This is a genomic window from Shewanella sp. MF05956, from assembly GCF_059758055.1.
Window position 1 is genome coordinate 191,925 of record NZ_JCAYNV010000008.1, and the last position, 25,922, is coordinate 217,846.

The 25,922-nt window shown below is 43.6% G+C and carries 21 protein-coding genes; 13 read left to right on the top strand and 8 right to left on the bottom strand.

Annotated features, from left to right (window positions below):
• Positions 1 to 6 precede the first annotated feature (6 nt).
• From AC19MX_RS10905 to AC19MX_RS10915, 3 genes are all read left to right on the top strand, one after another.
• A complete protein-coding gene (locus AC19MX_RS10905) occupies positions 7 to 1,350 on the top strand; it encodes a Na+/H+ antiporter NhaC family protein (protein ID WP_498298007.1) in 1,344 nt (447 codons plus the stop codon).
• 137 nt (positions 1,351 to 1,487) lie between these two features.
• Entirely contained in the window at positions 1,488 to 2,180 is a 693-nt protein-coding gene (locus AC19MX_RS10910) for a DUF998 domain-containing protein (protein ID WP_498298009.1), read from the top strand.
• Between the two features lie 27 nt (positions 2,181 to 2,207).
• Positions 2,208 to 2,939: a 23S rRNA pseudouridine(2604) synthase RluF gene (locus AC19MX_RS10915; RefSeq protein WP_498298011.1), complete on the top strand. Its 732-nt coding sequence runs from the start codon at positions 2,208 to 2,210 to the stop codon at positions 2,937 to 2,939.
• 8 nt (positions 2,940 to 2,947) lie between these two features.
• Here AC19MX_RS10915 and AC19MX_RS10920 read toward each other — a convergent pair whose 3' ends face one another.
• Positions 2,948 to 5,104 (bottom strand): S46 family peptidase, encoded by a 2,157-nt coding sequence (locus AC19MX_RS10920; RefSeq protein WP_498298013.1) that lies wholly within the window; start codon positions 5,102 to 5,104, stop codon positions 2,948 to 2,950.
• Between the two features lie 135 nt (positions 5,105 to 5,239).
• The gene (locus AC19MX_RS10925; protein ID WP_498298014.1) at positions 5,240 to 6,442 is read right to left on the bottom strand and encodes an aromatic amino acid transport family protein; all 1,203 of its coding nucleotides are present in this window, start codon (positions 6,440 to 6,442) and stop codon (positions 5,240 to 5,242) included.
• Positions 6,443 to 6,906: 464 nt separating this feature from the next.
• On the opposite strand from AC19MX_RS10925, the gene AC19MX_RS10930 reads away from it, so the two are divergent.
• The 3 genes from AC19MX_RS10930 to AC19MX_RS10940 all read left to right on the top strand — a co-directional run bounded on the left by AC19MX_RS10930 (position 6,907) and on the right by AC19MX_RS10940 (position 9,775).
• Entirely contained in the window at positions 6,907 to 7,461 is a 555-nt protein-coding gene (locus AC19MX_RS10930; protein WP_498298016.1) for a TMEM165/GDT1 family protein, read from the top strand.
• 138 nt (positions 7,462 to 7,599) lie between these two features.
• Entirely contained in the window at positions 7,600 to 9,018 is a 1,419-nt protein-coding gene (gene mdtD / locus AC19MX_RS10935; RefSeq protein WP_498298017.1) for a multidrug transporter subunit MdtD, read from the top strand.
• Between the two features lie 376 nt (positions 9,019 to 9,394).
• Positions 9,395 to 9,775: a SpoIIAA family protein gene (locus AC19MX_RS10940; protein WP_498298019.1), complete on the top strand. Its 381-nt coding sequence runs from the start codon at positions 9,395 to 9,397 to the stop codon at positions 9,773 to 9,775.
• A gap of 64 nt (positions 9,776 to 9,839) precedes the next feature.
• On the opposite strand, the gene AC19MX_RS10945 is transcribed toward AC19MX_RS10940, so the two are convergent.
• Complete coding sequence (locus AC19MX_RS10945) at positions 9,840 to 10,028, bottom strand: cytoplasmic protein (RefSeq protein ID WP_432402982.1); 189 nt, start codon at positions 10,026 to 10,028, stop codon at positions 9,840 to 9,842.
• A 199-nt stretch (positions 10,029 to 10,227) separates the two neighbouring features.
• Between AC19MX_RS10945 and ohrR the strand changes: the two genes are divergently transcribed.
• The 6 genes from ohrR to lysS all read left to right on the top strand — a co-directional run bounded on the left by ohrR (position 10,228) and on the right by lysS (position 17,724).
• A complete protein-coding gene (gene ohrR, locus AC19MX_RS10950) occupies positions 10,228 to 10,707 on the top strand; it encodes a transcriptional regulator OhrR (protein ID WP_498298021.1) in 480 nt (159 codons plus the stop codon).
• Complete coding sequence (rlmC, locus tag AC19MX_RS10955) at positions 10,697 to 11,830, top strand: 23S rRNA (uracil(747)-C(5))-methyltransferase RlmC (RefSeq protein WP_498298023.1); 1,134 nt, start codon at positions 10,697 to 10,699, stop codon at positions 11,828 to 11,830. The genes ohrR and rlmC overlap by 11 nt, the downstream gene beginning before the upstream one ends.
• Positions 11,831 to 11,906: 76 nt before the next feature.
• Positions 11,907 to 13,058 carry a chromate efflux transporter gene (chrA, locus tag AC19MX_RS10960; protein ID WP_498298024.1) on the top strand — a complete coding sequence of 384 codons (1,152 nt, stop codon included), beginning with the start codon at positions 11,907 to 11,909 and terminating at the stop codon, positions 13,056 to 13,058.
• 119 nt (positions 13,059 to 13,177) lie between these two features.
• Positions 13,178 to 14,842 (top strand): methyl-accepting chemotaxis protein, encoded by a 1,665-nt coding sequence (locus AC19MX_RS10965; RefSeq protein WP_498298025.1) that lies wholly within the window; start codon positions 13,178 to 13,180, stop codon positions 14,840 to 14,842.
• Between the two features lie 217 nt (positions 14,843 to 15,059).
• Positions 15,060 to 16,158, top strand: a protein-coding gene (gene prfB / locus AC19MX_RS10970) for a peptide chain release factor 2 (RefSeq protein WP_432402992.1) whose coding sequence is annotated in 2 segments (ribosomal slippage) — positions 15,060 to 15,134 and positions 15,136 to 16,158 — 1,098 coding nt in all. Because the reading frame shifts where the segments join, the coding sequence is not laid out codon by codon here.
• Between the two features lie 63 nt (positions 16,159 to 16,221).
• Positions 16,222 to 17,724, top strand: a complete 1,503-nt coding sequence (lysS, locus tag AC19MX_RS10975; RefSeq protein ID WP_432402994.1) for a lysine--tRNA ligase — start codon at positions 16,222 to 16,224, stop codon at positions 17,722 to 17,724.
• 125 nt (positions 17,725 to 17,849) lie between these two features.
• On the opposite strand, the gene AC19MX_RS10980 is transcribed toward lysS, so the two are convergent.
• From AC19MX_RS10980 to AC19MX_RS10995, 4 genes are all read right to left on the bottom strand, one after another.
• Positions 17,850 to 19,559, bottom strand: coding sequence for an FAD-dependent oxidoreductase (locus AC19MX_RS10980; protein ID WP_498298027.1), 1,710 nt, complete (start codon positions 19,557 to 19,559; stop codon positions 17,850 to 17,852).
• A 68-nt stretch (positions 19,560 to 19,627) separates the two neighbouring features.
• Positions 19,628 to 19,975, bottom strand: a complete 348-nt coding sequence (locus tag AC19MX_RS10985; protein ID WP_498298029.1) for a Fur family transcriptional regulator — start codon at positions 19,973 to 19,975, stop codon at positions 19,628 to 19,630.
• A 32-nt stretch (positions 19,976 to 20,007) separates the two neighbouring features.
• Complete coding sequence (locus AC19MX_RS10990) at positions 20,008 to 20,325, bottom strand: hypothetical protein (protein ID WP_498298055.1); 318 nt, start codon at positions 20,323 to 20,325, stop codon at positions 20,008 to 20,010.
• A 45-nt stretch (positions 20,326 to 20,370) separates the two neighbouring features.
• Positions 20,371 to 20,652 carry a DUF134 domain-containing protein gene (locus tag AC19MX_RS10995; protein ID WP_432403000.1) on the bottom strand — a complete coding sequence of 94 codons (282 nt, stop codon included), beginning with the start codon at positions 20,650 to 20,652 and terminating at the stop codon, positions 20,371 to 20,373.
• A 504-nt stretch (positions 20,653 to 21,156) separates the two neighbouring features.
• Here AC19MX_RS10995 and pyrC point away from each other — a divergent pair.
• Positions 21,157 to 22,194: a dihydroorotase gene (gene pyrC / locus AC19MX_RS11000; RefSeq protein WP_498298030.1), complete on the top strand. Its 1,038-nt coding sequence runs from the start codon at positions 21,157 to 21,159 to the stop codon at positions 22,192 to 22,194.
• A 114-nt stretch (positions 22,195 to 22,308) separates the two neighbouring features.
• On the opposite strand, the gene AC19MX_RS11005 is transcribed toward pyrC, so the two are convergent.
• Positions 22,309 to 25,719, bottom strand: coding sequence for an EAL domain-containing protein (locus AC19MX_RS11005; RefSeq protein WP_498298031.1), 3,411 nt, complete (start codon positions 25,717 to 25,719; stop codon positions 22,309 to 22,311).
• Positions 25,720 to 25,922: the final 203 nt, after the last annotated feature.

The following is a 25,922-nucleotide window of genomic DNA, read 5'->3' on the forward strand; positions in this document are numbered from 1 at the left end:
ACTACTTTGACCAAACCAACTCCATCACCTACGACAGCACTTAATAGCCCAGCGTCGTTTGTGGCCTTACTGCCCTTATTTGTGTTTTTGGGTTTATTTATTGGCGCTGGCTTATATTTTCAAAGCCAAGGTGTTGATTATGCGTTTTATCAATTACCGAGCGTTGTTGCGATTTTACCTGCGATAGTGTTGGCCGTTATTTTATCCAAGCAACACATCAACCAAGCCATTGAAACCTTCATTGAAGGTATTGGCCACAGCAATATTATCGCCATGTGTTTAATTTATTTGCTTGCAGGTGCCTTTGCTGCCGTTGCTAAAGCGACAGGCGGCGTCGATGCGACGGTTGCGTTAGGGTTATCGTTTATTCCGTCTAATTTACTGTTGCCGGGTTTCTTTGTGATTGCGGCGTTTATTGCCACGTCGATGGGTACTTCTATGGGCACCATTGCAGCTGTAGCGCCAGTGGCGTTAGGCGTTGCAGACCAGGCACAAATTGATTACGCATTAATGGCGGGTGCAGTGATGTCTGGCGCATTATTTGGCGACAATTTATCGATTATTTCAGATACCACCATTGCGGCTACCCGCACGCAAGGTTGTGAAATGAAAGACAAGTTTCGTGAAAACCTAGTGTTTTCGATACCTGCGTCAATCATCACGTTGGTGCTATTTGCACTCGCTGGCCAAGGCCAGGCCGATATTGCGACACAAGATATCGATATTTTAAAAGTTATCCCATACTTGACCATTTTGGTACTAGCAGTAGTAGGACTTAACGTCTTTGTGGTGTTGTCTTTAGGTATTGTACTGGCGGGCGCAGCAGGGATATTTACCTCGGAATATACCGTGATCCAAATGGGTAATGATATTTACACTGGATTTACGAATATGCAGGAGATTTTTATCCTGTCTATGTTGGTGGGTGGTTTAGCGGCGTTAATGCAGCAACAAGGTGGGTTAACTTTTGTCAGTCAGCTCGTTGAAAAGCTAATCAGCCGATTTTCTAAAGCCAACGGCGGGGCATCAACCCGCGCTGCCGAGCTCGGCATGGCGGCTATTGTTGCCGCAACGAATACCTGCGTTGCTAACAATACGGTATCGATTGTGGTTACTGGTGATATTGCTAAAGAGCTGGCTGAGAAACACGGTGTTAGCCCAAAACGCGCCGCCAGTATTCTCGATATCTTTGCCTGTATCATTCAAGGGTTAATCCCTCATGGCGCGCAAGCATTGTTAATCGCCTCAGTGTTTACTATTAGCCCATTAACTGCAGTATCAAATGCCTGGTATTGCATGGTATTAGCCGTAACGGCAGTCGCTATTGTTATTTTGCGTAAGCGAGCTTAATAAGCCAAAGAACACCCATTGTACGATGATGACCAACATGCCCAGCCCTAAACCGCTGGGCATGTTGTTATTTGCTTTAAATTTAGCCGCTAACAGGTTAATATTTGCCTCCCTTTTTTTAGCATAAAGATTCACTGGTGATATCTAAAACTCGAAATTATGACTTACACCTAGTGATTGTGTTTATGTCTTTGGCCACTGCGATGATCTGTTCATTCGGTGTTGGCAGTGCATTGCTGGCCGAAGTCGGTAGTGTCAGTCTCGATATGCTATTAATCCGCCCAGACACCTTAGGCGACTACATGAATTCGCCATTAGCCGTGGTGTTCAATTTATCTTTATTGGCCGGCGGTTCTTGCTTCTTGTTAGCCATGGTGGCTGTGTTTTATACCTACCAAGATGGGCTAAGTCGTTACCTGGCCATGGTGGGTTGCGTTGTTGGCATCAGCATTATTTTGATGGGGGTGTTTCCAGTAAACTTTTTAGACACTCACCGTAAAGTATCGACCCTGTATTTAGTCAGTTCAATTGTGCTGCATTGCGTGTGTGTATTGGATTATTTTAAACCCGGTAGCACCATGAATAAACGCATGTTATCACTGACAATTATCGCCTTAATCTGTAGCACCATATTGATCGTGTTACTTGATTTTAATCAACTAGATTTTCCTCCCTGCTCAAACTATTTACCGCAGTTTTGTGTGGTGTCGTTAGCGATGTGGTCATTGACGCAAGCGAATATTTTATGGTGTGTCTGCTTGAGTTTCAGCATGATGAAAACCATTAAAGTGCAGCAACAAGTGGCCTATAAGTGGCTCGAAAACTATTAGTTTTTAATTTAAAGGTCGCTATAGATCATGTCTTTGGTTCGCATTAGTCATTATTTAGCGTTATGTGGTGTCGCGTCACGCCGCCAAGCATCGCGATTAATTGACAGCGGAAGAGTCACGATTAACCAACAATTAGCCACCCATACCGAGCGGGTTGATAGCCTGCAAAACCTCGATATCTGTGTTGATGGTGTTGCTGTTTTGGCCCCGCAAGATAAGCAATATTGGCTATACCATAAACCCATTGGTATCGATTGTCGGTTATTGATAAGCGACCCAAGCAGTTTGATTCATTTGTTGCCGCAAACCCCAAGATTATATCCTGCGGGCCGCTTAGATAAAGACTCTCGCGGTTTGTTGTTACTCACCAATGACGGCGAGTTAACACAAGCGCTAATGCACCCTGATTTTTACCACACCAAAACTTATGTTGTGCAGGTCGATAAACCCCTAACACCTGCGTTTTTAACGCAAATGGCGCAAGGTGTGACTTATCAAGGTGCGCAAACTCGGCCATGCTGTATACGTTCATTGAGTGGTTTTGATGAGGGTGACACTTTTGAGATTGTGTTAACCCAAGGCTTAAACCGCCAAATTCGCCGCATGTGCCAGGCGCTGGGTTATAAGGTGATTGATTTACTCAGAACAAAGTTGATGGACGTGGAGTTAGGCTGTCTGCCAGAAAAAACAATGCGGCCAGTTTCGGCCGCAGAGTTATTAAGCTTAACGCAACTCAGTGAGTTAACGTCACTGAGTTAAAGCGGAGACTATTTAGCGATATCCATTTCAGCTAGTAGGTTGTCAGCATTGTCTAAATACTTCATCACCCATAGCATATAGCGGCTATCCACTTGAATTGAGCGATTGCTTTGAGCATCGTAGCCCCAATCGCCAATAATGCTTTCATATACGCCATCAAACAATAAACCGACTAATTCAGCACGACCATTTAACGTTGGCGAACCTGAGTTGCCGCCGGTGGTGTCTAAGGTCGATAAAAAGTTTACCGGTACTGAATCAATGGCTTTAACGTAGTAATCGCCGTATTGCTTTTGCTTAATCAGTTCAAGCTGTTTAGCCGGTGCATCAAATGGGTCAACCCCAGTATCTTTGGCTAAAAGTCCTTCTAGGCGAGTAAAGGGTTCGGCCATTAAGCCATCTTGTGGCGAGTAACCTTTAACATTACCTACAGTGACACGTAAGCTTGAGTTTGCATCAGCATATACTGGTTTACCTAACTCGCGGTTGTAAGCAATGATGGCATCCATGTACTGTGGGCGCACTTTCATGAGTTCGCCTTCTAATTGCTTTTTGGCTTTTTCTAGTGCCATGTCTGCGTCATAGGTTTGTACTGCAAATTGAATAAAAGGATCGTTTGACGCTTTAAAGTCAGCAACCGATTTATTCATCCAGGCTAAACGGGTGCCTTGATCATCTAGCGTGGTTTTTGAGTACATGTTGTCGAGGGTTTTCGCTAAGGCGTTAGCATCAAACTTATTCGTAATGCCAAATGCCTTGTCTAATGATGCCATGCGTTGCTTGGCAGGCAATGTTGCATAGCGTGTCAGTAAGTCAGCGAGTAACGCTTTATCAACACTGGCAGCATAACGACGGTCGATTCGCTCCATGCTTGAGGTAAAGTTGGTCATGTCGCGGTCTTGATAACCGGGTTCACGCGCCATATCCGCTAAGGTTTTTTCATTTGCTAAACGATATAAACTGCGTGCAGTGGTCACCATAGTGGTGTAACCGATATAGCCCAGTAATATGTCACGCTCTTGGTTTTGTTTGCTTTTAGCAACCAGTTTTTCTAGGTTTGCTAAGGTTTTGCCATACTGCTGTTGACGCTTTTTATCTTTACCAATCCAGTTTGCTAAATCGGTTTCTACTTTTTCACGTTCGGCCAACATGGTTGATTTGCCATAAAACTCAATCATCGAGGTAAAGTTTTTAGCATAGTTGGCAAGACCAGCGATTAAGCTTTCGTATTTAATGCGCTCGTCGCTGCCCTCTGGAGCCGTTTCTTTAATGATATCAATCATGCGCTCTTGCAAGACTTTCCCTTCAGGATAAGCCCAGCCAAATTGATTGCTGACTTCATCGGCAGTGCGGTAACGGTTAGTGCGTCCAGGGTAACCGGCAACCATGACAAAGTCGCCATCACTCACGCCTTTAGCGGAGACTTTTAAAAAGCTTTTTGGCTCATAAGGAACGTTGTCTTTACTGAAGTCAGCTGGCTTGCCATCTTTTGATACATAAGCACGGTAAAATGAGAAGTCACCGGTATGGCGTGGCCACATCCAGTTGTCGATATCGCCGCCGTATTTACCCACGCTTGCAGCAGGGTTATAAGCTAAGCGTACATCGCGAATTTCGAGCTGCTTAACAAGATAATATTCTAAACCGCCGTGAAAGCTATACACCTGGCAGCGATAACCGTCTTGTTGCTCACACTCAGCCACTAAGGTTTTTTGTTGAAGCTCAATGCCTTTATAGAATTCATTGCCAATTTTATCCATTTGGCCCGCAGTCACTTTGTCTGTCACATTGGTGACGTCTTCGGTAACAAAAATGCGTGAGCCAGGTGTAGCTGGCAATTCTTCGGCGTACGTTTTGGCTAAAAAGCCGTCTTTAAGTAGGTTCTTTTCTGGGGTTGAGTTGTACTGAATAGAACCATAAGCGCAGTGATGGTTAGTGACAACTAAGCCTTTTGGCGATACAAATGATGCGGTACAACCGCCTAGGCTGATCACTGCGTTCATTGGGAACTCAGTTAATTTTGAAATTGAATCAGCGCTTATCTCTAAGCCTTTTGCTTTCAGTTCGTCAGCCATTGCAGGTAATTGATGTGGTTGCCACATCCCTTCATCTGCTGCAGCGCCAAAACTGGCGGCGATGGCGGCGGTTAATAACCATTTTTTCATTATAATTATTCCATTTTCGGTAATTTAATTAGTTGCCCACAAAACAAAAAAGTCAGGCTAGGCCTGACTTTAACAAAAGATTCACGTTCATGATAGCGTCTGAAAAACTCGCTTACAAATGATTAACACTCCTGCTTAAGCGAGTGCAACCATGAGCTGGGCAAACACAATAAGTAAGCCGATTAATCCCGCTAATAATAATGCAACGTTACCACCAGCAACCTGATAGCCACCCAACAGTTGAGCGCGCTGTTTTAATGCCATCGCAATCGGTAAAAAGATGATCATCACCACCAATGGTATTGCTGCAAACCCAAGAACTTGAAAAAAGCCGTCAGGGTAATACAGTGCACAAAGCAGTGGCGGGACAAAAGTGATTAGCCATGTTTTAGCGCGCCCAGCAACGTCATTTTTAGCGCGCGTCAGTTCAGCAACATAATCAAATAAGCTCATGGTGACCCCTAAAAACGAGGTAATTAATGCAAGGTTGGCAAACAGATCAATAGCCTGGCTAATGATGCTCGATTGAACCAGGCCTTGTAGTGCAGACACCAGTTTAGGCAGTGAACCGCCAAAGCTATGTACGGCTTCGCCACCTAACGACCCTAGTGTGACCAGTAGCCATAAAATGTAGCAAACTAAGGGGATGGTTGAGCCAATCAATAACACTTTTCTCAGCGATACAGCATCACCATCTAGGTAGCGCACAATCGTCGCAATACACACATGGAAACCAAAAGAGGTAAACACCACTGGAATAGCGGCTAACCAAAGTTGCTGCAGTGCATCGCCAGAGGCTACGGTTGTGGAGTAGTTATTTAATGCACTCATTAAGCTCACGTCGGGTAGCAAGAAGCTCACAACGACAACTAATAACAACACCATCGCAGTAAATAATATCCGCGATATTTTATCAATCCACTTTACGCCGATGGCAATAATTCCGCCAAAAAAGACGGTGAATAATATTACTGCAATTTGATTGCTCATGGTAATGCCGATGGGTTGTAAGCGGGTTTCTAATAGTGATGAGCCTCCCATTAGATACACCATGGTTAAGGCGAATAATAAACTGAGAAATGAGCCGCCTTGAATAAGTTGGCCTGCATTACCAAGGGTTTTACCTGTGATGGCATGGACGTTATCGCCGACACCACTGCGCAAATTGATTTCTAGCATCAGTAAAGAGGTATAAGCTGAAATAGCCCAGATGATGACCAATAAGATTAACGCAGGGATAATGCCTAATGCCGCGGTGGCTAATGGTAAGGCGAGCATTCCACCGCCAATCGCAGTTCCGGCAACGATAGAAATAGAACCTAAGGTTTTCAAATTCACAGCAAACGTCCTGTTTAATTATTATTTTATTTGTGTCGGACATTAGCAGAAGGGTGACTGAGCAGGCAAGGATCTTCGGCAGTTAAAGGCCAACAGCCGTGTTTATAAACAATTACATAACATTAAGCCAAACTACTTTACACGTCATTTTTGCAATAGTGTAGCATTACAGCGCTACAGTGTGTTCGCTATGATATTAAGTCACGTTTACAATGTAAAAACAGTTGATTGAATAAATAAAATTAATCGTTATAATGCGGCTAGTTTTAGGGGAGTAGCTAATCTTGCAATGCTGTTAAGCACGCAAGGTGTCTGTATCAACATATTTGGCCTCATGCCATGGTGCAGACAGTAATATGCAGTTAATCACTGATGTTTACCCAGCGAGACCTAAGCACAATCACTGCATCAAGGGGTATGCGGAGTCTTGTGCTTAGTTGTCATTTACCCCTAGGATAATCACATTGGACGCGTTCCTCACTTCAACCTTTTCTGTTGCAATTGCTGAAATCGGCGATAAAACTCAATTATTGGCTTTGTTATTAGCGATTCGTTTTAGCAATAAAACGGCGATCATCAGTGCGATTTTATTCGCCACCTTAATTAATCATTTTATAGCTGCGTATTTAGGGCAATGGGCGATAGGCTGGCTTGATCCTCAATGGTCACGTTATCTTATTGCCGCGAGCTTTTTTGCCATTGCATTATGGGTATTCATTCCAGATAAAATCGACGATGATGATAATCGTTTTTATAAACTCGGGGCTTTTGGCGCGACGTTTATTTTGTTCTTTATTGCCGAAATAGGTGATAAAACACAAATTGCTACCGTGGTGTTAGCCGCTAAATATCAATCATTAACTTGGGTAGTTATCGGCACCACATTAGGCATGCTTATCGCCAATGTGCCCGTGGTGTTAGCGGGGCATTTTAGTGCGAACAAGTTACCCATGACCCTTATCCACCGAGGTTGTGCCGTATTGTTTGCACTGCTTGGTGTGGCCACGCTCATGTGGTAATACCATTCCGCATTAATAAGTGACCACTCAGAATGCGTCCAGCGGTTTTTGATTAAGGCGTCGCTATGTAGTAATGGTTGTTCCCTTTTAAATTCTCGCTGAGAGATCACTTACTAACGGGAAATGGTATAAAGAGGGATGATGATCAAAAGCCAAATTCTTGATAATAAGACCGCTCGAGCCTTGCCTTGGGTGGTGGCGATTGCATTTTTTATGCAATCGTTAGATGGCACCATTTTAAACACCGCCTTGCCTGGAATGGCCAACGACTTAAATGAAGATCCACTGCGCATGCAAGGCGTTATTATTGCCTACATGCTTACCGTCGCGTTATTGATCCCGGCATCAGGCTGGATAGCCGATCGCTTTGGCACCAAAAAGATCTTTTTCAGCGCGATTGTATTGTTTAGTTTCGGATCGTTACTTTGTGCCTTATCAAATTCACTTGATATGTTGATAGGCGCGCGGGTGGTGCAAGGGCTCGGTGGCGCATTGATGTTTCCTGTCGGGCGATTGGTGATACTGAGGGCTTATCCGCGATCAGAGTTGGTACGGATTATGGGGTTTATTACTATCCCAGGATTACTCGGTCCATTAATAGGCCCAGCAATGGGCGGCTGGATGGTGCAATATTTAACCTGGCATTGGATTTTTTTAATTAACCTACCAGTAGGGCTCATTGGTTGTTATGCCGCGCTCAAGTTTATTCCCGACTTACGTGGCAAACAAAAAACACGCTTTGATAGCGTAGGTTTTTTGTTGTTTGGTAGTTCAATGTTGTTGATTACCATTGCGATGGAAGGATTGGGCGAACTGCATTTACCCCACTTACGAGTCATGTTGCTGTTATTTGCAGGCATGGCATGCTTGATAGCGTATTGGTTACGAGCGGGCCGCATTGCAAAGCCACTATTTTCACCCTCATTATTCAAAACTAACACTTTTTCCATTGGTATTTTTGGTAACCTTTTTGCCCGTTTGGGGAGCGGTGCTTTGCCATTTTTAGTGCCGTTATTATTACAAATCGCATTAGGCTATTCTCCCTCTCAAGCGGGGATGAGCATGTTACCGTTGGCCGCAGCTGCAATGCTCGCTAAGTGGTTGGCTCGTCCAATCATCGAACGCTTTGGTTTTCGTATGGTATTAACCGGGAATACTTTGGCTCTGGGGTTGATGTTGGCCAGTATGGGATTAGTCAGCGAACAAACACCATACTGGTTTATGTTGTGCATGTTGGCGGTTCTAGGGGCAATTAATTCATTGCAATTTACGGCCATGAATACCGTGACGCTGATTGATTTAGATGACGAGAGTGCCAGTAGCGGTAACAGTCTATTGTCTGTGGTTGCTCAGCTAGCATTAAGTCTAGGCGTGGCCTGTGCAGGTGCATTGTTGGGTGGCTTTAGTGCGGGTGTCAATAGCGGCAGTCAGGCAGAGGTGTTAAGTGCATTTCAATTAACCTTCGTCACCGTAGGCATCATGACGATGTTTGCAGCGGCCATTTTTTCACTGCTGCCTAAAGAGGTTGGCCGGCAGGTTTATACCCAATCAACTTGAAGAGACGTGATTCAGAGTTTCACCGTGTTTTCAACGCTAGGCGCGTTAATGCGGATACCTTATAAATTAGCACAACAACGCTCTTGATTTAATCATCAGGGGAACACGGTGAAACTCCCACAGGGCAAGTTTTACACGCGTTGATACTGCGGCATTTGTTAATTTAGCTGATTTTGGAAAGGGAGCAACCATTACCCGCAATCAATGCCTTGACTAAACGCGTGTAAATTCTTGCTGAAATCGAGCATCTTCAGGTTGTTTGGGCACAAGATAGAATACTTAACTCAAATTTGTGCACTAAGGCACACTCCAGTTGACTTGGTTGGTTAAAATATAAACATGAGTCTCGTTTTTTTATATCACTAAGGAGTGGGGTATGAGTATTAAAAGACACGGTTTATCGATTGGTATTAATCGTATTGAGAATGTTTTCTTTGTGACGTTAAAAGCCGTCGGAACGTTAACCCATGAAGATTATCTGGTGATTACGCCAATGCTTGAAGGTGCGTTAAGCCAGGTTGATCAACCTAAAATTAGCTTATTACTCGATGCGACAGAGCTTGAAGGTTGGGATTTGCGTGCTGCCTGGGATGACTTACAGCTGGGGTTAAAGCATGAGTCTGAATTTGAACGCGTTGCCATATGGGGTAATAAGACCTGGCTAGACTGGGCCACTAAAATGGGCAGTTGGTTTATGTCAGGTGAAATGAAGTATTTTGAAGACCAACATGACGCATTAAAATGGTTACGCTATTAAATATTAGTGGCCTTGAAAAAGAAAAACCTAGCGTAAATTGCTAGGTTTTTTAAGCATCATGTCTCTATGCCGTAGTATTAATATTATGACCGCTATTACCCACAGGTTGTGGTGGCGCGGCGGCTTCAATCAACTGCAGTGCCATTTGGCCTTCTGCTTCTTGCTGATCTTTCGCCATTACAGCGACTTTCAAACTGTTACCAGAATCAATCGTTGTAGGCATTGATGATGGTGCATTCACACTGATTGGCATGCGTTGTCCTCAGTTTTGACTTGTGTTTATCGCTATCGGCTTAACAGTGTAAAACTTGAGCGATAAATCATTTTATTTCTCGTGATGTGTTAATACATTGCGCGCAATTAATGTGTGATATAATTAAATTTTGATGAAATTCCGTGTTGGATCTGTCTGGATACAGATTTGAATATTATTGGTGAGCTGAGTAAAGCCTATGTCTATTAAAAATGCCCCCGAGCAAGCGGTTAATCCTTTAGCACTTGAAAACCAAGTGTGTTTTTCATTATACAGTGCTACCAATGCGATGGTCCGCGCATACCGACCACTGTTAGACGGATTGTCGCTAACATACCCGCAATATTTGGTGATGATGGTGTTGTGGAAAGAACCAGGCATTAGCGTGAAAACTCTAGGTGAAAAGCTGCATCTCGATTCTGGTACATTAACACCGTTACTTAAACGCCTTGAGGCTAAGGAGTTAGTTAGCCGTGGCCGCAGTGAATTAGATGAACGAGTGCGTGTTTTGCATGTCACCGAAGCAGGGCGGCAGCTACATCAACAAGCGTTATCGGTTCCAGAACAAATGCGCTGCAAAGTGGGCGGAACGCTTGAGGATCTCGCTCAACTTAAACAATTATGCGATCAGGCATTTGCCATGCTGAATTCAGGTGAGGCAACAAGCTGTGAAATGTGATTATTTTCAGCGCGGTGATTGTTTATCATGCCGTAACATTTTGCAGCCTATGCCACAACAAATAGACAAAAAACAACAGCAGCTTATTGAATTATTTAGCGATCTCAGCGTAGCAAAATGGTTAGCTCCGGTATTAAGCGCCGAGTCTGGTTTTCGTAACAAGGCTAAAATGGTGGTGTTAGGCGCTGCGCATCAACCTATTTTAGGCTTGGTGAACCCACAAGGTGAGGCGGTTAGTTTATGTGATTGCAGCTTGTATCCGCAAGACATGCAAATTCTTCTGCATCGATTACAACGTTTTGTGCAACAGGCAGGGTTACCGCCTTACCGAGTGGATAAAGCCAAAGGTGAACTGAAGTACATCTTACTGACTCGTAGCCAAATACAGGGCCAGTTTATGTTGCGCTTTGTGCTGCGCAGTGAGCAAGCCATTACCCGAATTGAACGTGAGTTACCGCAACTATTACACGAGTTTCCAGCGATCGCGTTAGTGTCAGTGAATATTCAACCTGTGCACATGGCGATATTAGAGGGCGAGCAAGAAATCTTTTTAACCGAGGCCACTCGTTTAGAAGAGCAATTTAATCATGTGCCGTTGTTTATTCGGCCTAAAAGCTTTTTTCAAACCAACCCAGATGTGGCGGCCAAGTTATATCAAACTGCCCGCGAGTGGGTTGCAGAGTTCAACCCGAGTTATATTTGGGATCTATTCTGTGGCGTAGGGGGCTTTGGCCTGCATTGTGCCGACAAACATATTCGTTTAACGGGTATTGAAATTGAAGCTGAAGCGATTGAGTGCGCCAAAATGTCTGCTGAAAAATTGGGGTTAACAAATGTTGATTTCAGTGCGCTTGACTCAACACAGTTTGCTCAAGGGCAAGCAACTCAAGACAAGCCTGATTTAATTATCGTCAATCCTCCAAGACGTGGTTTAGGCGAAGCATTGTGTCGTTCATTAAGTCTTTTTGCCCCTAAAGCGATAGTGTACTCAAGCTGTAATCCCAACTCCTTAGTGGCAGATTTAGCCAATATTGAGGGCTACCAGATTACCAAGGTGCAGTTGTTTGATATGTTTCCGCATACTGACCATTTTGAAGTGTTAGTCATGTTAGAAAAACAGTAAGTTAACAGTAGTGTGGTCATGAAATTGTCATTTTTATGTCATAAAATGATGACTTCACACAAAGAGGAACTGGGCGATGTGGCAAATATTTAGTCGTTTTTTAGCATTAGGCTTAATCAGTTTTGGCGGCCCAGCGGCTCATATTGGTTATTTTAGAAAAGCATTTGTTGATGACTTACAATGGCTTGATGGTAAGCAATACGCCAGTTTTGTTGCCTTAAGCCAATTTATGCCAGGTCCGGGTTCTAGTCAGGTTGGTTTTGCCATTGGTTACCACAAAGGGGGTTTACTTGGTGGGCTCGCGGCATTTTTAGGCTTTACGTTACCGTCATTTCTATTGTTGTTTTTGTTTGCGGTAACCAGTGCGCAGTGGCTAGAAATCAGTGCAGTGCAGGGCATGATCCACGGATTAAAACTGTTAGCCGTCGTGGTCGTTGCCGATGCGACATTGTCCATGTTTAGCCAATTTTGTCAGCGTAAAACCGCCAAAGTATTAATGGCCGTCACCGCGGCGGCCATTATTTTAATGCCATCAATGTTAATGCAAATAGCGGTGTTAGTGATTGCCGCCATTCTTGGCGTGGTATTACTGACTCGTGGTGAAAATATTACCCCCGAAAATCCCCCTATCGAACTTGATTATCGTTGGCTAGCGTTGTTTATTTTGTGTTTAGCCAGCTCACTGTATTTTATGGGGAATGATGACAGTTTAGGGCAAGTTTTTGCGCAGTTTTTTCAAGTCGGAAGTTTAGTGTTTGGTGGCGGCCATGTGGTGCTGCCATTACTTGAGGCCAGTGTGGGTGACTACATTACTCCCGACCGCTTTTTAACCGGCTATGCACTTGCGCAAGCCATCCCTGGGCCTATGTTTACCCTTGCCACCTTTTTAGGGGCCGATTTATGGTTAGAGTCTCCTATTTTAGGCGCCATAGTCGCCACTTTAGCGATATTTTTACCGGGTTTTTTACTGATGTTAGTCGGATTGAAAAGCTGGCATAGCATTAGTCAGCGCCCCAATATTGCAGGCGCATTAGCAGGTGTTAATGCAGCGGTTGTCGGTTTACTGCTAGCGGCACTGTATCAACCGGTATTTACCAGCGCTGTGATCATGCCGCTCGATATGGTATTGGTCATCATTGGATTTAGTCTTTTAAAAGTATTCAAGCCTGGCATTGTTTGGCTTGTTGTGGGCTTTGCTGCAATAGGCGCGTTATTGACGCTAATCTAAGTTCAACTTCCATCTTGTTTATTTTTGCGACATGTTTCACTTTATTTGTGTGCAAAGTTTGGCTACATGCTGTAAACATCTATACTTAATAGATTATTACAACAAAAAGGCTGCCAACTATGCTGAAATCCTCCCTCCGCAATAAGCTTTTGGGATTATCTCTAATTCCATTATCATTAATTTTAGCCGTTTTATTGAGTCTGTTTTATGTTAACGAGGGGACTTCGTTAGAAAATGATATTGCCCAATTTAGGGGCGAGTTAGTTTCAGAGAGAAAAAACCAACTGGCTGAAGCCACTGAGATTGCTCGTGGTGTTGTGGACTATCAGCTATCGCTAGGCAGCAGCGGTGATGTAAAACAGGCCTTACGTGATTTACGCTTCGGCAGCGCAGGATATTTTTACATCTATGACACAGCGGGGGTAAACATCTTCCATGCGACGATGCCTGAGCTAGAAGGGCAAAACAAAATCGATATGGCTGACCCTAATGGTACCAAAGTTATCGTCGGGTTATTAAATTCAGCTAAATCTGGTGATGGTATCTTTTCTTATTTTTATAAAAAGCCTGGTACGGAACAATTAATTGAAAAGCTCGGTTACGCTGTAATGGTGCCTAATACCAACTGGATGTTAGGTACTGGTGCATATATTGATGATATTGATCAAGCTATTGCGAAATTTCGTGATGAAAAAACTGAGCGAATGAATAATAAAACTGTCATGTTTTTGTTAATGGCGTTGGGATTAACCGGTATTACGGCATTTGTGGTGGTGTGGATGGCTCATAAGCTGGTTGTTCCTATCCAGAATATGGCCAACTCACTAAACGATATTGCCAAAGGTGACGGTGACTTAACCAAACGTTTAGATGTGACGAGCGAAGATGAAATTGGCCAATTAGGCAGTGCGTTTAATTTATTTGTCGATAAGCTGCAAACGATTATCGGTGATGTAGCGAGTGCGACAGACAGAGTTAAACATGGCGCGCAAAGCATTAGTGGTCAAACGGTTTCAATGACCGAGCAGCTCTATAGCCACAATAATGAAATAGATCAAATCGTGACGGCCATTACTGAGATGTCTGCAACGGCAAATGATGTGGCGCACAATACCAGCATGGTTGCAGACGCAACGCATACCGCATCTGGCAACGTGACGAAAGCACAAGAGTGTGTCGATACTTCGTTAACGGAAGTGTCTAATTTAATGAAGCAAATCGATAACGCAGCAGCAGATGTGAAATCGTTAAGTGAGCAATCGCAAAAAATTAACTCTGTATTGAGCGTGATTGGTGGTATTGCAGAGCAGACTAACTTACTGGCGTTAAACGCAGCCATTGAAGCAGCACGTGCCGGTGAACAAGGGCGTGGTTTTGCGGTTGTAGCCGATGAAGTCAGAAATCTCGCCAGCCGAACCCAAAGTAGCACTGTAGAAATTAACGACATGCTATCGCAATTGCATAAGTTAGTGGCTAAAGCAGTAAACACCATGCAAGAAAGCCAAACGAGTTGCTTAAGCTCGGTAGAGTCATCTCGGGCAATCTCAGAAAGCCTAGGCGCGGTTACATCCTCAGTGACCAGTATTAGTGACATGAGTACCCAAATTGCGACCGCTGCGACTGAGCAAAGCTCTGTGACTGAAGAGATCCATCGCAATGTTAACTCGGTGCAAGAAATTGTTAACTCACTATTGGCTGCCAGCCAGGATGCATCTGGCTTGAGTAAAGATGTGGCCAACGAGGGCCAAACTCTTGCGAAGTTAGTGGGGCAATTTAAGGTGTAACTCGCCGCACAGTTTCACGATTAACGCGACAGAAAATGAACCCGAAGTGGGTTCATTTTTTTATGGCTAAACGCTTATGAAGTGAACGGCCGTTGTCGTGAAATATATTCGCCATTAGTTTGTTAATAATCGACCTTTCGGTCTAGGTTTAGCGCGTGTCATGGGGTAAAATGCGCCGTTGCACCTTTTGTTAACTGCTAATTTAAGTTGAATATTCATGTTTGAAGTTAATCCGGTAAAATTCAAAATCAAAGAGCTCGCTGAACGTACTGAGTTACTTCGGGGGTATCTTTGACTACGCTGCTAAAAGTGAGCGTTTAGAAGAAGTCAGTCGTGAACTGGAAAGTTCAGAAGTGTGGAACGTACCTGAACGTGCGCAAGCGCTGGGTAAAGAGCGCGCGGCATTAGAAGCGGTTGTTAAAACCATTAATGATATGGACGCAGGTCTTGAAGACATCGAAGGATTGCTTGAATTAGCCATCGAAGAAGATGACGAAGAGACGTTTAACGATGCCGCGGCTGAACTTAACATTTTAGACACCCGTTTGGCCGACTTAGAATTCCGCCGAATGTTTTCGGGTAAAAGTGACGCATCGAATTGTTACCTGGATATTCAATCTGGTTCGGGCGGTACTGAGGCGCAAGATTGGGCCAACATGGTATTACGCATGTATTTGCGTTGGGGCGAAGCCCACGGCTACAGTCCAGAATTAATGGAAGTCACCGACGGTGATGTTGCGGGTATTAAAGGCGCAACCATTAAATTTAACGGCGAATATGCTTTTGGTTGGATGCGCACCGAAACGGGCGTGCATCGTTTAGTGCGTAAGTCGCCATTTGACTCATCTGGCAAGCGTCATACGTCTTTCTGCTCGGTGTTTGTTTACCCAGAAATTGACGATGACATTGAAATCGAGATTAATCCATCTGAACTGCGTATTGATACTTACCGAGCCTCTGGTGCGGGTGGTCAGCACGTTAACAAAACGGATTCTGCGGTACGTATTACTCACTTGCCAACCAATACCGTTGTGCAATGTCAAAACGATCGTTCGCAACACAAAAACCGTGACTCAGCCTATAAGCAATTAAAAGCGAAGTTGTACGAGTTAGAAATGCATAAACAAAATGCCGACAAGCAAGCTGCTGAAGATGCTAAATCAGACATCGGCTGGGGCAGTCAAATCCGTTCATACGTATTAGACGATGCACGAATTAAAGATTTACGTACAGGGGTTGAGAACCGCAATACTCAATCTGTGTTGGATGGTGATTTAGATAAGTTTATTGAAGCCAGCCTAAAATCAGGACTTTAGTTTAATCAAATTAACTTTTTTCGCCATGTATCAAAGTGTGGCGAGCAAACGCGAGAATATAACATGACCGAACACGTACAAGATGAAAACAAACTGATTGCAGAGCGTCGCGCTAAACTCGATCACATCCGTACTAGCTGCCCCGCAAATGCTCATCCTAATACATGGCAACGTAGCCATAAAGCGGCTGAATTACAGGCGCAATATGGTGAGCAAACTAAAGAAGACCTTGAAACGTTAGGTTTTCAAACTAGCATTGCTGGTCGTATTATGGCTAAGCGTGGTCCATTTTTAGTGATTCAAGACGTGTCTGGTCGTATTCAAGCGTATGCTGGAAAGCCAGTACAAGGCGACTTAAAAGAACGTTATCAAGGTTTAGATATTGGTGACATCATTGGTGTTAAAGGTCAGCTGCACTTATCTGGCAAAGGCGACTTGTACGTCAACATGGAAGAGTACCAGTTACTGACTAAAGCGCTGCGTCCATTGCCTGAAAAATTTCACGGTTTAACCGACCAAGAAACCCGTTATCGTCAGCGTTACGTTGATTTGATCGTTAACGAAGACTCACGTAATGCCTTTATCATGCGCTCTAAAGTGGTTGCTGCCATCCGTAACTTTATGGTCAAAAAAGAGTTCATGGAAGTTGAAACCCCAATGATGCACGTTATTCCTGGTGGTGCGTCTGCACGTCCATTTGTCACGCATCACAACGCATTAGACATGGCAATGTACTTACGTATCGCGCCAGAGCTATACCTTAAGCGTTTAGTTGTCGGTGGTTTTGAGCGTGTGTTCGAAATTAACCGTAACTTCCGTAACGAAGGTTTGTCGCCACGTCATAACCCAGAATTCACCATGATGGAATTCTATATGGCTTATGCTGATTACAAAGACTTGATGGACTTAACCGAAGAAATGCTAGGCTCAATTGCTCAAGAATTATTGGGCAGCACTAGCATGCCTTATGGTGAAGAGACCGTTGAGTTTGGTGGCGCTTATGCTCGTTTAAGCATGTTAGAAGCGATTCAAAAGTACAATCCAGATAACGCGACAATTCAGGCAATGACCTACGAGCAAGTTAAAGACGTAGAGTTTATGCGTGATTTAGCCAAGAGCCTGGGCATCAAGTTAGAAAAATTCTGGACTTGTGGTCAGCTACTAGAAGAAATCTTTGGTGAAACAGCAGAACCTAAGTTAATGCAACCTACGTTCATTACCGGTTACCCAGCTGATATTTCGCCTCTAGCACGTCGTAACGACAACAATGATTTCATTACCGACCGTTTTGAGTTCTTTATCGGTGGTCGTGAAGTGGCTAACGGCTTTAGCGAGCTTAACGATGCAGAAGATCAAGACAACCGCTTCAAAGCACAAGTTGATGCTAAAGATGCTGGCGATGACGAAGCGATGTTCTACGATGCAGACTACATTACTGCACTTGAGCACGGCTTACCGCCAACAGCAGGCCAGGGTATCGGTATCGACCGTTTAGTGATGTTATTCACTAACACTCATACGATTCGTGACGTGATTTTATTCCCAGCGATGCGCCCACAAGCGTAATCGCCTTGTTGGCTCTTCGTTGAGTTAGCGCTAATCGTTGATGAATTGAGTTTATCGCCGATTAAAAAAACAAAACCAGCCTGCGGGCTGGTTTTTTGTTTTAGTGGATCTCGCTAACCCTTTAATTAAAAACGGGCGTTGACCATTTGGAAGGTTTTGTAACCGCCAGTGAGGTTACGCACCTTAAAGCCGTGTTGAGTGAGCATGCGATAAGCAACATGTCCACGTAAACCAACCTGGCATAATACCAGTAACTCTTTGTCTTTAGGGAGCTCGTTGAGTCGGTCACGCAGCTGTGGCAATGGCATATTAATCGCGCCATCAATAGCACCCGCAGTGGTAAGCTCGCCTGGGTTACGCACATCGACAATGACTTGCCCGGCGTTAGCTTCGCTTATATCGTGCGAGTGGCAAATCTGCTCATCACCTAATAATACGTTAGCGGCCACCATACCTGCTTGGTTTACCACATCGCGCGCCGAGCCAAATGGTGGTGCGTAGGTGAGCTCAAGGTCGGCCAGGTCGTATACCGTCATGCCAGCACGTTGTGCCACGGCTAATACGTCAATCCGCTTATCGACACCATCAAGTCCTGCCGCTTGAGCGCCTAAAATAGCGCCACTGTCTGAGCTAAATAATAGCTTTAGCGTAATAGGATGTGCGCCTGGGTAATAACTTGCGTGGCTGGCGGTATGCACATAAATTTTCTCAAATGGAATCGCTTGTTTGCGTAAGCTTTTTTCGTTGAGACCGGTAGATGCAATGGCCATATCAAATAGCTTACAAATCGCAGTGCCTTGAGTGGCGCGATACTTTATATTTGCACCTAACATGTTATCGGCCGCCAAACGCCCTTGTCGGTTAGCGGGGCCAGCAAGTGGGATTAATGTTGGGTTTCCAGTGACAAAATCAGCAGTTTCTATGGCATCGCCTACGGCATAAATATCAGCATCTGAGGTGCGCATTTCATCATCAACCTCAATACCGCCAAGCTTACCCAGCGAAAGGCCGCATGCCGATGCCAAACTTGTTTCTGGTTTGACACCAATGGCCAAAATCACTAAATCGGTGGCTAATGTTGTGTTATCACTCAGCGTTAATTGCAAATGAAAGTGTGGCGATGCAGGTTTATCGTAATCATCGGTGTTGTCTGCGTCTGCTAGTGGAATAGGGCATTCAGTTACGGCGGCCAATCCGGTTTTTAAACGTAAATCAACATCATTATCAACCAGTTTTTGGTGCAGCATATTGGCCATTTCAAGATCAACAGGCCCCATAACCTGGTCGGCAAGCTCAAGCAAACTGACCTCTAAGCCTAAATGACGCAACGCTTCGACCATTTCTAAACCAATAAATCCACCACCCACAACCGTGGCATGTTTTGGCTTGTGTAACATTAAGGTGGCGAGAACCTTATCCATATCGGGAATATTACGCAGGCTATGCACAAAGTGGCTATCAATGCCTGGCAGTGGCGGTTTAATCGGTGAAGCGCCAGGGCTTAGTAATAATTTATCATAAGATTCTAGGTAGGTTTCATTGTTTACAAGATTGCGTATGGTCAGTTGTTTAGCCTGGCGATCGATCGCGATCACTTCGTTTAATACTCGCACCTCAACATTAAAACGTGATTTAAAGCTTTCGGGTGTTTGCAGTAATAACGCATCTCTTGATTCTATCTCGCCACTAATATGGTAAGGCAGGCCGCAATTGGCAAACGACACAAACTCGCCTCTTTCTAACATAATGATTTCAGCAGTTTCAGATACTCGTCTTGCTCTTGCGGCTGCCGATGCGCCGCCGGCAACACCACCAATTATGACAATCTTAGTCATGCTTATCTCCAATAAAGTTAAGTCATTAAACCTATTTGTAGATGTGCAATAGGTTTACGGAATAGGTTCTAGGTAATCGATTCGTTTTGATGTGCTTTTTGACACTCGAAGCACTGGCCATACATATTGAGGCTGTGGTGATGAATGCTCATACCATGATGCTCAGCCGCTAAGCTTAAACGCAGTTCAATTAACGGGTCGACAAAATCAATGACCTTGCCGCAAGTGAGGCAAATTAAATGATCATGGCGTGGTTTATTGCTGAGCTCGTAAATCGTTTTTTCAGATTCAAGCAAACGACGAGTCACAAGTCCTGCTTGCTCAAAATCAGACATCATCCGGTAAACACTGGTTAACCCAATGCTCTCGCCTTGTGCATTAATGCGTTGAAAGATGCTTTCAACGGTTAATACCATACCGCGTTAGTAAATGATCTCTCAGCGAGAATTTAAAAGGGCTTAAACAAGGCGAATGACTGAATGAATAGTTGTTCTCTTTCGAAGTCATGCAACGCAGTGTAAGCCCTTTTAAAACTCGCCTGAAAGGAATGCCCCAGCCGCTTTTGCTCTGCGTTCTCGCTATTTGAAAGGGAACAACCATTACTACATAGCGACGCCTTAATCAAAAACCGCTGGATGCATTCTGAGCGGTCACTTATTAATGCGGTATGGTATGAATGCTGCTCATCAACCTGGTTGATAAATTCGAGTAGTTTACATCTTTGGCTGGTTACTTTGAGGCCTGAGTCTTTTAATACTGCTTGCATTAGCCCTACCTATTCACGCCGAACCGTGTTTACTTTACTGCTGATTTAGCTGATGTTTTTTGTCATCAATGCTTTACCATTAATTAAACTATCAACCACCTTGAACCTTGCTGCTTTCACTAAATTGGCCAGTGTTTGGCGAGAGACTGCCATTGATTTAGCCGCCTCTTGCTGCTGCATACCGAGCAAATCAACTAAGCGTAATGCTTCCATTTCATCCTCAGCCAGAGGTACCTGTTCCAACTGTGTCATTGGAATACCATTAGGCTTGAAACAAATATTGGCAGCTTGGCCGCATATTGTTCTGGGTATTTTGGGTCTTGCCATAATGCACCTCGTTATTGGCATATGCTATTTATACTGGGTTTGATGAAGACTTGCAAGCGTTGTTGAGTATCGATTAGCGATACACAAGCAGAACTTTGAACTAGGGCATATTTTGTCTATATACGATATTGCCGCGATACATAAGGGGGATTGCAACACTCGTAAGCGTAATCCTAAGCGGGTATTTTATCTGTAGAATGGCTCAATGCCCAGCAAGGTTTGGTGCTGCGATACTTGGCTCAATAGCCTAAAGCAATGACACATGTTCTAGCAATAATACGACAATACTTAATTGTGCTGAGCTTTAGCGAATTGAGCTGGGATTATAGAGATGTTACTGCAGTTTATTGTGTGCTAAGCCGCTATGTTGACGATGGTTATTATTCGTTTTTGTTAGCGATTTCAGATTCACTATTCGGTGAATCACACCGTGGTTAACCTATTAAAAATAGTTGGTTTAAGGCACAATAGCCGCATTTAATGCTGTAGCCCAAAGGAACTCACATGACGCAAATAACCCTAACGACGCCAGACGATTGGCACCTTCATTTTCGTGATGGCGACATGCTGCGTGAAACCGTACCCGCTACAGCAAGATTATTTAAACGTGCGATTGTAATGCCCAACTTAGTGCCGCCAGTGACTAATGCCGACATGATTGTGGCTTATCGTGAACGTATTTTAGCTGCGCGCCCACAAGGCAGTGACTTTGAGCCGCTGATGACGCTATTTTTAACCAACAACACCAGCGCCCAAGATATTATCGACGCTAAAGCTGCTGGTGTGGTTGCAGCTAAGTTATACCCTGCAGGCGCGACCACTAACTCTGATACAGCGGTAAAAGCCTTAGATGCGCTATTTCCAATATTTGAGGTGATGGCAGAGCAAGGTATGTTGTTGTTAGTGCACGGTGAAGTGACCGAGTCACATATCGATATTTTTGATCGCGAAAAGCTGTTTATTGACCGCTATTTATCACGCATTGTTGAAGCCATTCCTCAGCTTAAAGTGGTGTTTGAACATATCACCACCAAAGAAGCTGCCGAGTTTGTTGCGGGCGCATCAGCTAATGTAGCCGCCACCATTACACCGCAACATTTATTGCTAAATCGTAATGATTTATTAGTCGGCGGTGTGCGTCCACATAACTTTTGTTTGCCAGTATTAAAGCGCAATATCCACCAACAAGCACTGCAAGCTGTTGTGGCGACTGGTTCAAGTAAGTTCTTTTTGGGCACAGATTCTGCCCCGCATGAAAAACACCGTAAAGAGTCCGCGTGTGGGTGTGCTGGCTGTTACAGTGCCTGGAGCGCGTTAGAGTTATATGCTCAAGTGTTTGATAACTTGAATGCACTCGATAAACTCGAAGGCTTTGCCAGTTTCCATGGGGCTGACTTTTATGGTTTACCGCGCAACACAGGCACTGTGACATTAGTGAAACAAGAGTGGACAGTACCTGAAGAAATTATTTTGCCAAACGGTAACCCTATTGTGCCATTTTTTGCTGGCCAAACTGTGAATTGGAAAGTGAAAAACGCTTAGCTATCTGGCAGTAAGCAAATAAAAATGCCTGTGGTATTAATGGTAATCCATTTAATACCACGGGCATTTTTTATGGCAATGTTATTGTGTTTAACATCGCCGTCAAAACAGAGTTTAAAGGGATTGCATACTTGCTTGTGTTTCGAGTAGAGCTTCAAATTCAGCTTGTGGTAAAGGCTTACTGAATAAATAGCCCTGACCATAATCGCATTTCAATGCATTGAGTAATTGATATTGCTCCTCAGTTTCAATGCCTTCAGCCACCACACATAAATTAAGTCCATGGCCCATTGCGATTGCCGCACCCACCAATTCTAAATCACCTGGATCGACGGTAATGTCATTAATAAAGCTCTTATCCACTTTTAATGTATCAAATGGATAGCTGCGTAAATAACTTAATGATGAGTAGCCTGTACCAAAATCATCCATAGAGATACTGACACCAATATCGCTTATGGCAGATAAATTATTATCAATAATCTGATCGCCACTGAGTAATACCCCTTCGGTGATTTCTAACTCAACGCTGTTAGGTTGAATGTCATATTGGGCTAATAAGGCTTTAAGCAAATCGACAAATTTGTGTTCTCTAAATTGCTTTGGTGACACATTAATGGCAATTTTAAATTGGCGATTAAAGTAAGTTTGCCAATGATAAGCCGCAGCAAAAGCGGTTTCTAAAACGTATTGGCCAATAGGGACAATTAACCCTGTTTGCTCCGCGATAGGAATAAACTCATCGGGAGTGACATGGCCAAGCTCTGGGTTATGCCAGCGTAGTAACGCTTCAGCACCAATGATTTTACGGGTTTTAATCTCCACTAAGGGTTGGAAGTGTACCGACAGCTCATGGTTTTTTAAGGCGCCACGAAGTTGCTCTTCTACCCTTAGTCGGCGATGCATGTCCTGATTCATTTGTTGAGTAAAAAAGGTATAAGTATTGCGGCCCAGATCTTTAGAATGATACATCGCAGAGTCGGCTTGCCTCAGTAACTCTTTAGCGTCCAAGCTGTCATTAGGGTAAAGCGCAATACCAATACTAATCGTTGATACCAATTCACGATTTTCAAGCTTAAAAGGCGTGTCAAATTGTTGTAGTAACTTATTGGCTGTCACTTCAACATTAAGCTGATCATTAATGTTATTTAAAATAATGATAAATTCATCACCGCCTAAACGGCCCACTACATCGTTTTCTCGGATCGTGTCTTGCAGCCGAGTTGCGGCTAACACCAAGAGATCGTCGCCAACAGAGTGCCCTAAAGTATCATTCACTTTTTTAAAGTCGTCTAAATCTAAAAAGAGTATTGCCACTTGTGTTTTCGCTCGGTGAGCTTCTTTAATCATTTGTGCTAGCCTATCAAGTGACAGTAAACGATTAGGCAATCCAGTTAAACTATCGTAATGCGCTTGATGAAGGATTTTTTCTTCTTGCTGTTTATAATGTGTAACATCTTGTTTTAATGCTAAATAATGTTTTATTACACCATTAATATCAAAAATTGGAGCAATATGAGCTTGTTCCCAAAATATCTCCCCGTTTTTCTTTCTATTTTGCAGTTCGCCTTGCCACGATTTTCCAGTAACAATAACCTCCCATAACTCTTTGTACTGTGATCTTGGGGTTAACCCCGACTTTAAGATACTGGTTTGTTGACCAATCACTTCGTCGGCACAATATCCTGATATTTTTTCAAAAGCGCTGTTTACGTATTCTATTTTGCTATTGGTATCGGTTAACACCATCGATATTGGACTTTGCTCAATAGCTTGTGACAATGTTAATGCTTGAGCTTCAGCTTTTTTCTGGGCACTTAAATCGATGTCGATACAGTACATTTCAATTTCATTTTCTGTGTTGTTAATTAATGCATGAGACGAATACACCTGCACATTACTGCCGTCAGAACGCATGAGTACTAACTCTTCTGCCGGAATGGGTAAGCCCTCGGTTATCCAGGTATTTACATTGTCGATAACATGTTGGCGATACGGTGCAGGAATAATAAGGTCTTCAAGTTTACTTCCCAGAGCTTGTTCTTTGCTGTAACCGTAAAGGTTTTCACTGGCTTGATTCCAGAAAATTACCTCACGATTTTTGTTATATCCTTGAACCGATATAGCAGGGATCCGTTCAAAGATGTGTCTAAACTTCGATTCACTGAGCAAGAGTTTCTTTTCTGCCTCAATGCGCTCTGAAATATCTTTAACAAAGCAAAAAAACATGCCGTTATCACCGTCCCAATAACTGACCGTCACTTCTACATGGTAAAGGTGACCTTGTTTATGTTTGTGTAATGACGTGTAATGAAAACGCTGCTCGCGTTTTGCCCGGTCAAGGTTACGCGTTGAAAATTGGCGTTTATCATCGGTTTCAATTTGATTAACTGACAGGCTAATTAACTCATCCGTAGTGTAACCCGTCATATTGGCAAAGCTTTGATTCACTTCAATAATACTGCCGTCTAGTGACGCAATAACAAAACCATCCTGGGCGGTGCTAATAATATTATGGTAAGTGGACTCACTGCGCTGTAGTTGTTCCTCAATGTGTCTTTTTTCTGCTACATCTTGGCTTACTCCAACAATCCCTAAAATATCACCATCGACATTGGTAAATGGTGTCTTTTGAGTGCGGTAAATGTGTTCAATACCATTGGCTGCGACAATCTTGTCTTCGCAAACCATGGTCGCTCTTTGAGTTAATGCTTGAGTGTCATCGTGAATAAACTTGTTGGCTTGTTGCGCGCTAAAAAATTCATGGTCGGTGCGGCCCTTGATTTGATCTAATGTCAGGGTCATTTCGTTGGCAAAGGCTTTATTACAGCCTAAATATTTACCGTCAGTCGATTTATAAAAAATGAGATCGGGTATGCCATCAATAATATTTTGCAGGAGGTTTTTTTCGGTTTCGAGTAACTGTTGATGGCGCAATAACTCTTGTGCGAGTTTTTTGCTGTCAATGCGATGTTTAAGCAACAACCCTAATAAAAATGAGAGAGCGGTAAAGACCGAAAGCAATGTTAGGCTAATGGTCGAAAGAATCTTGTATCTATCGTCAATGGGCATCAATAGCAAACAAGCAATCACCACAAGTTCAACGATGAAGCTCATCGCGAGAATATTTTTCCAGTTAAGGTGATTGTGGGATTTTTTTAACCAATATCGCCAACTTAACCCCACTAGCGCACTGGTGAAAATGATCAAACTACCAATGTAAACGCCATCACCACCCAGGTAAACTCTGAAGCTTGTAGCGAGCAATACTGCGACAAATGTAGGAATAAAACCAAAAAACAAACCGCTTAAACTGAGCAGTATCCAGCGTGCATCAAAAAATACCCCTGGGCGCAGCTCCCAAGGATTACTCATAACGCTTATGGCGATGACGCCAATAAAAATACCGCTCAATATTGACTTGTAGCGGATGGAAGCAATGTTTTGTAATCTAACCGCGTCGAAGATCACGACGAGTGCTAACAATAAGACTGCGTTATTCAATAAGCTAAAAAAACTATCCATTTATACCCCGCAAGTAAAAGGGAGTGTCATCCATTTCGCTTTACATCGCTAATACTTGGGCGGTCAAACAGGGTTATCGTTATCGTATCAATATGTTGCCCTTTATCATCATATTGGCGACATCGCTGTTTGCACACTTAACACTATCTATTGAGTTTAGTCGTAAATTGATTTTTAACATGAAATAAGACATTAAATTTATC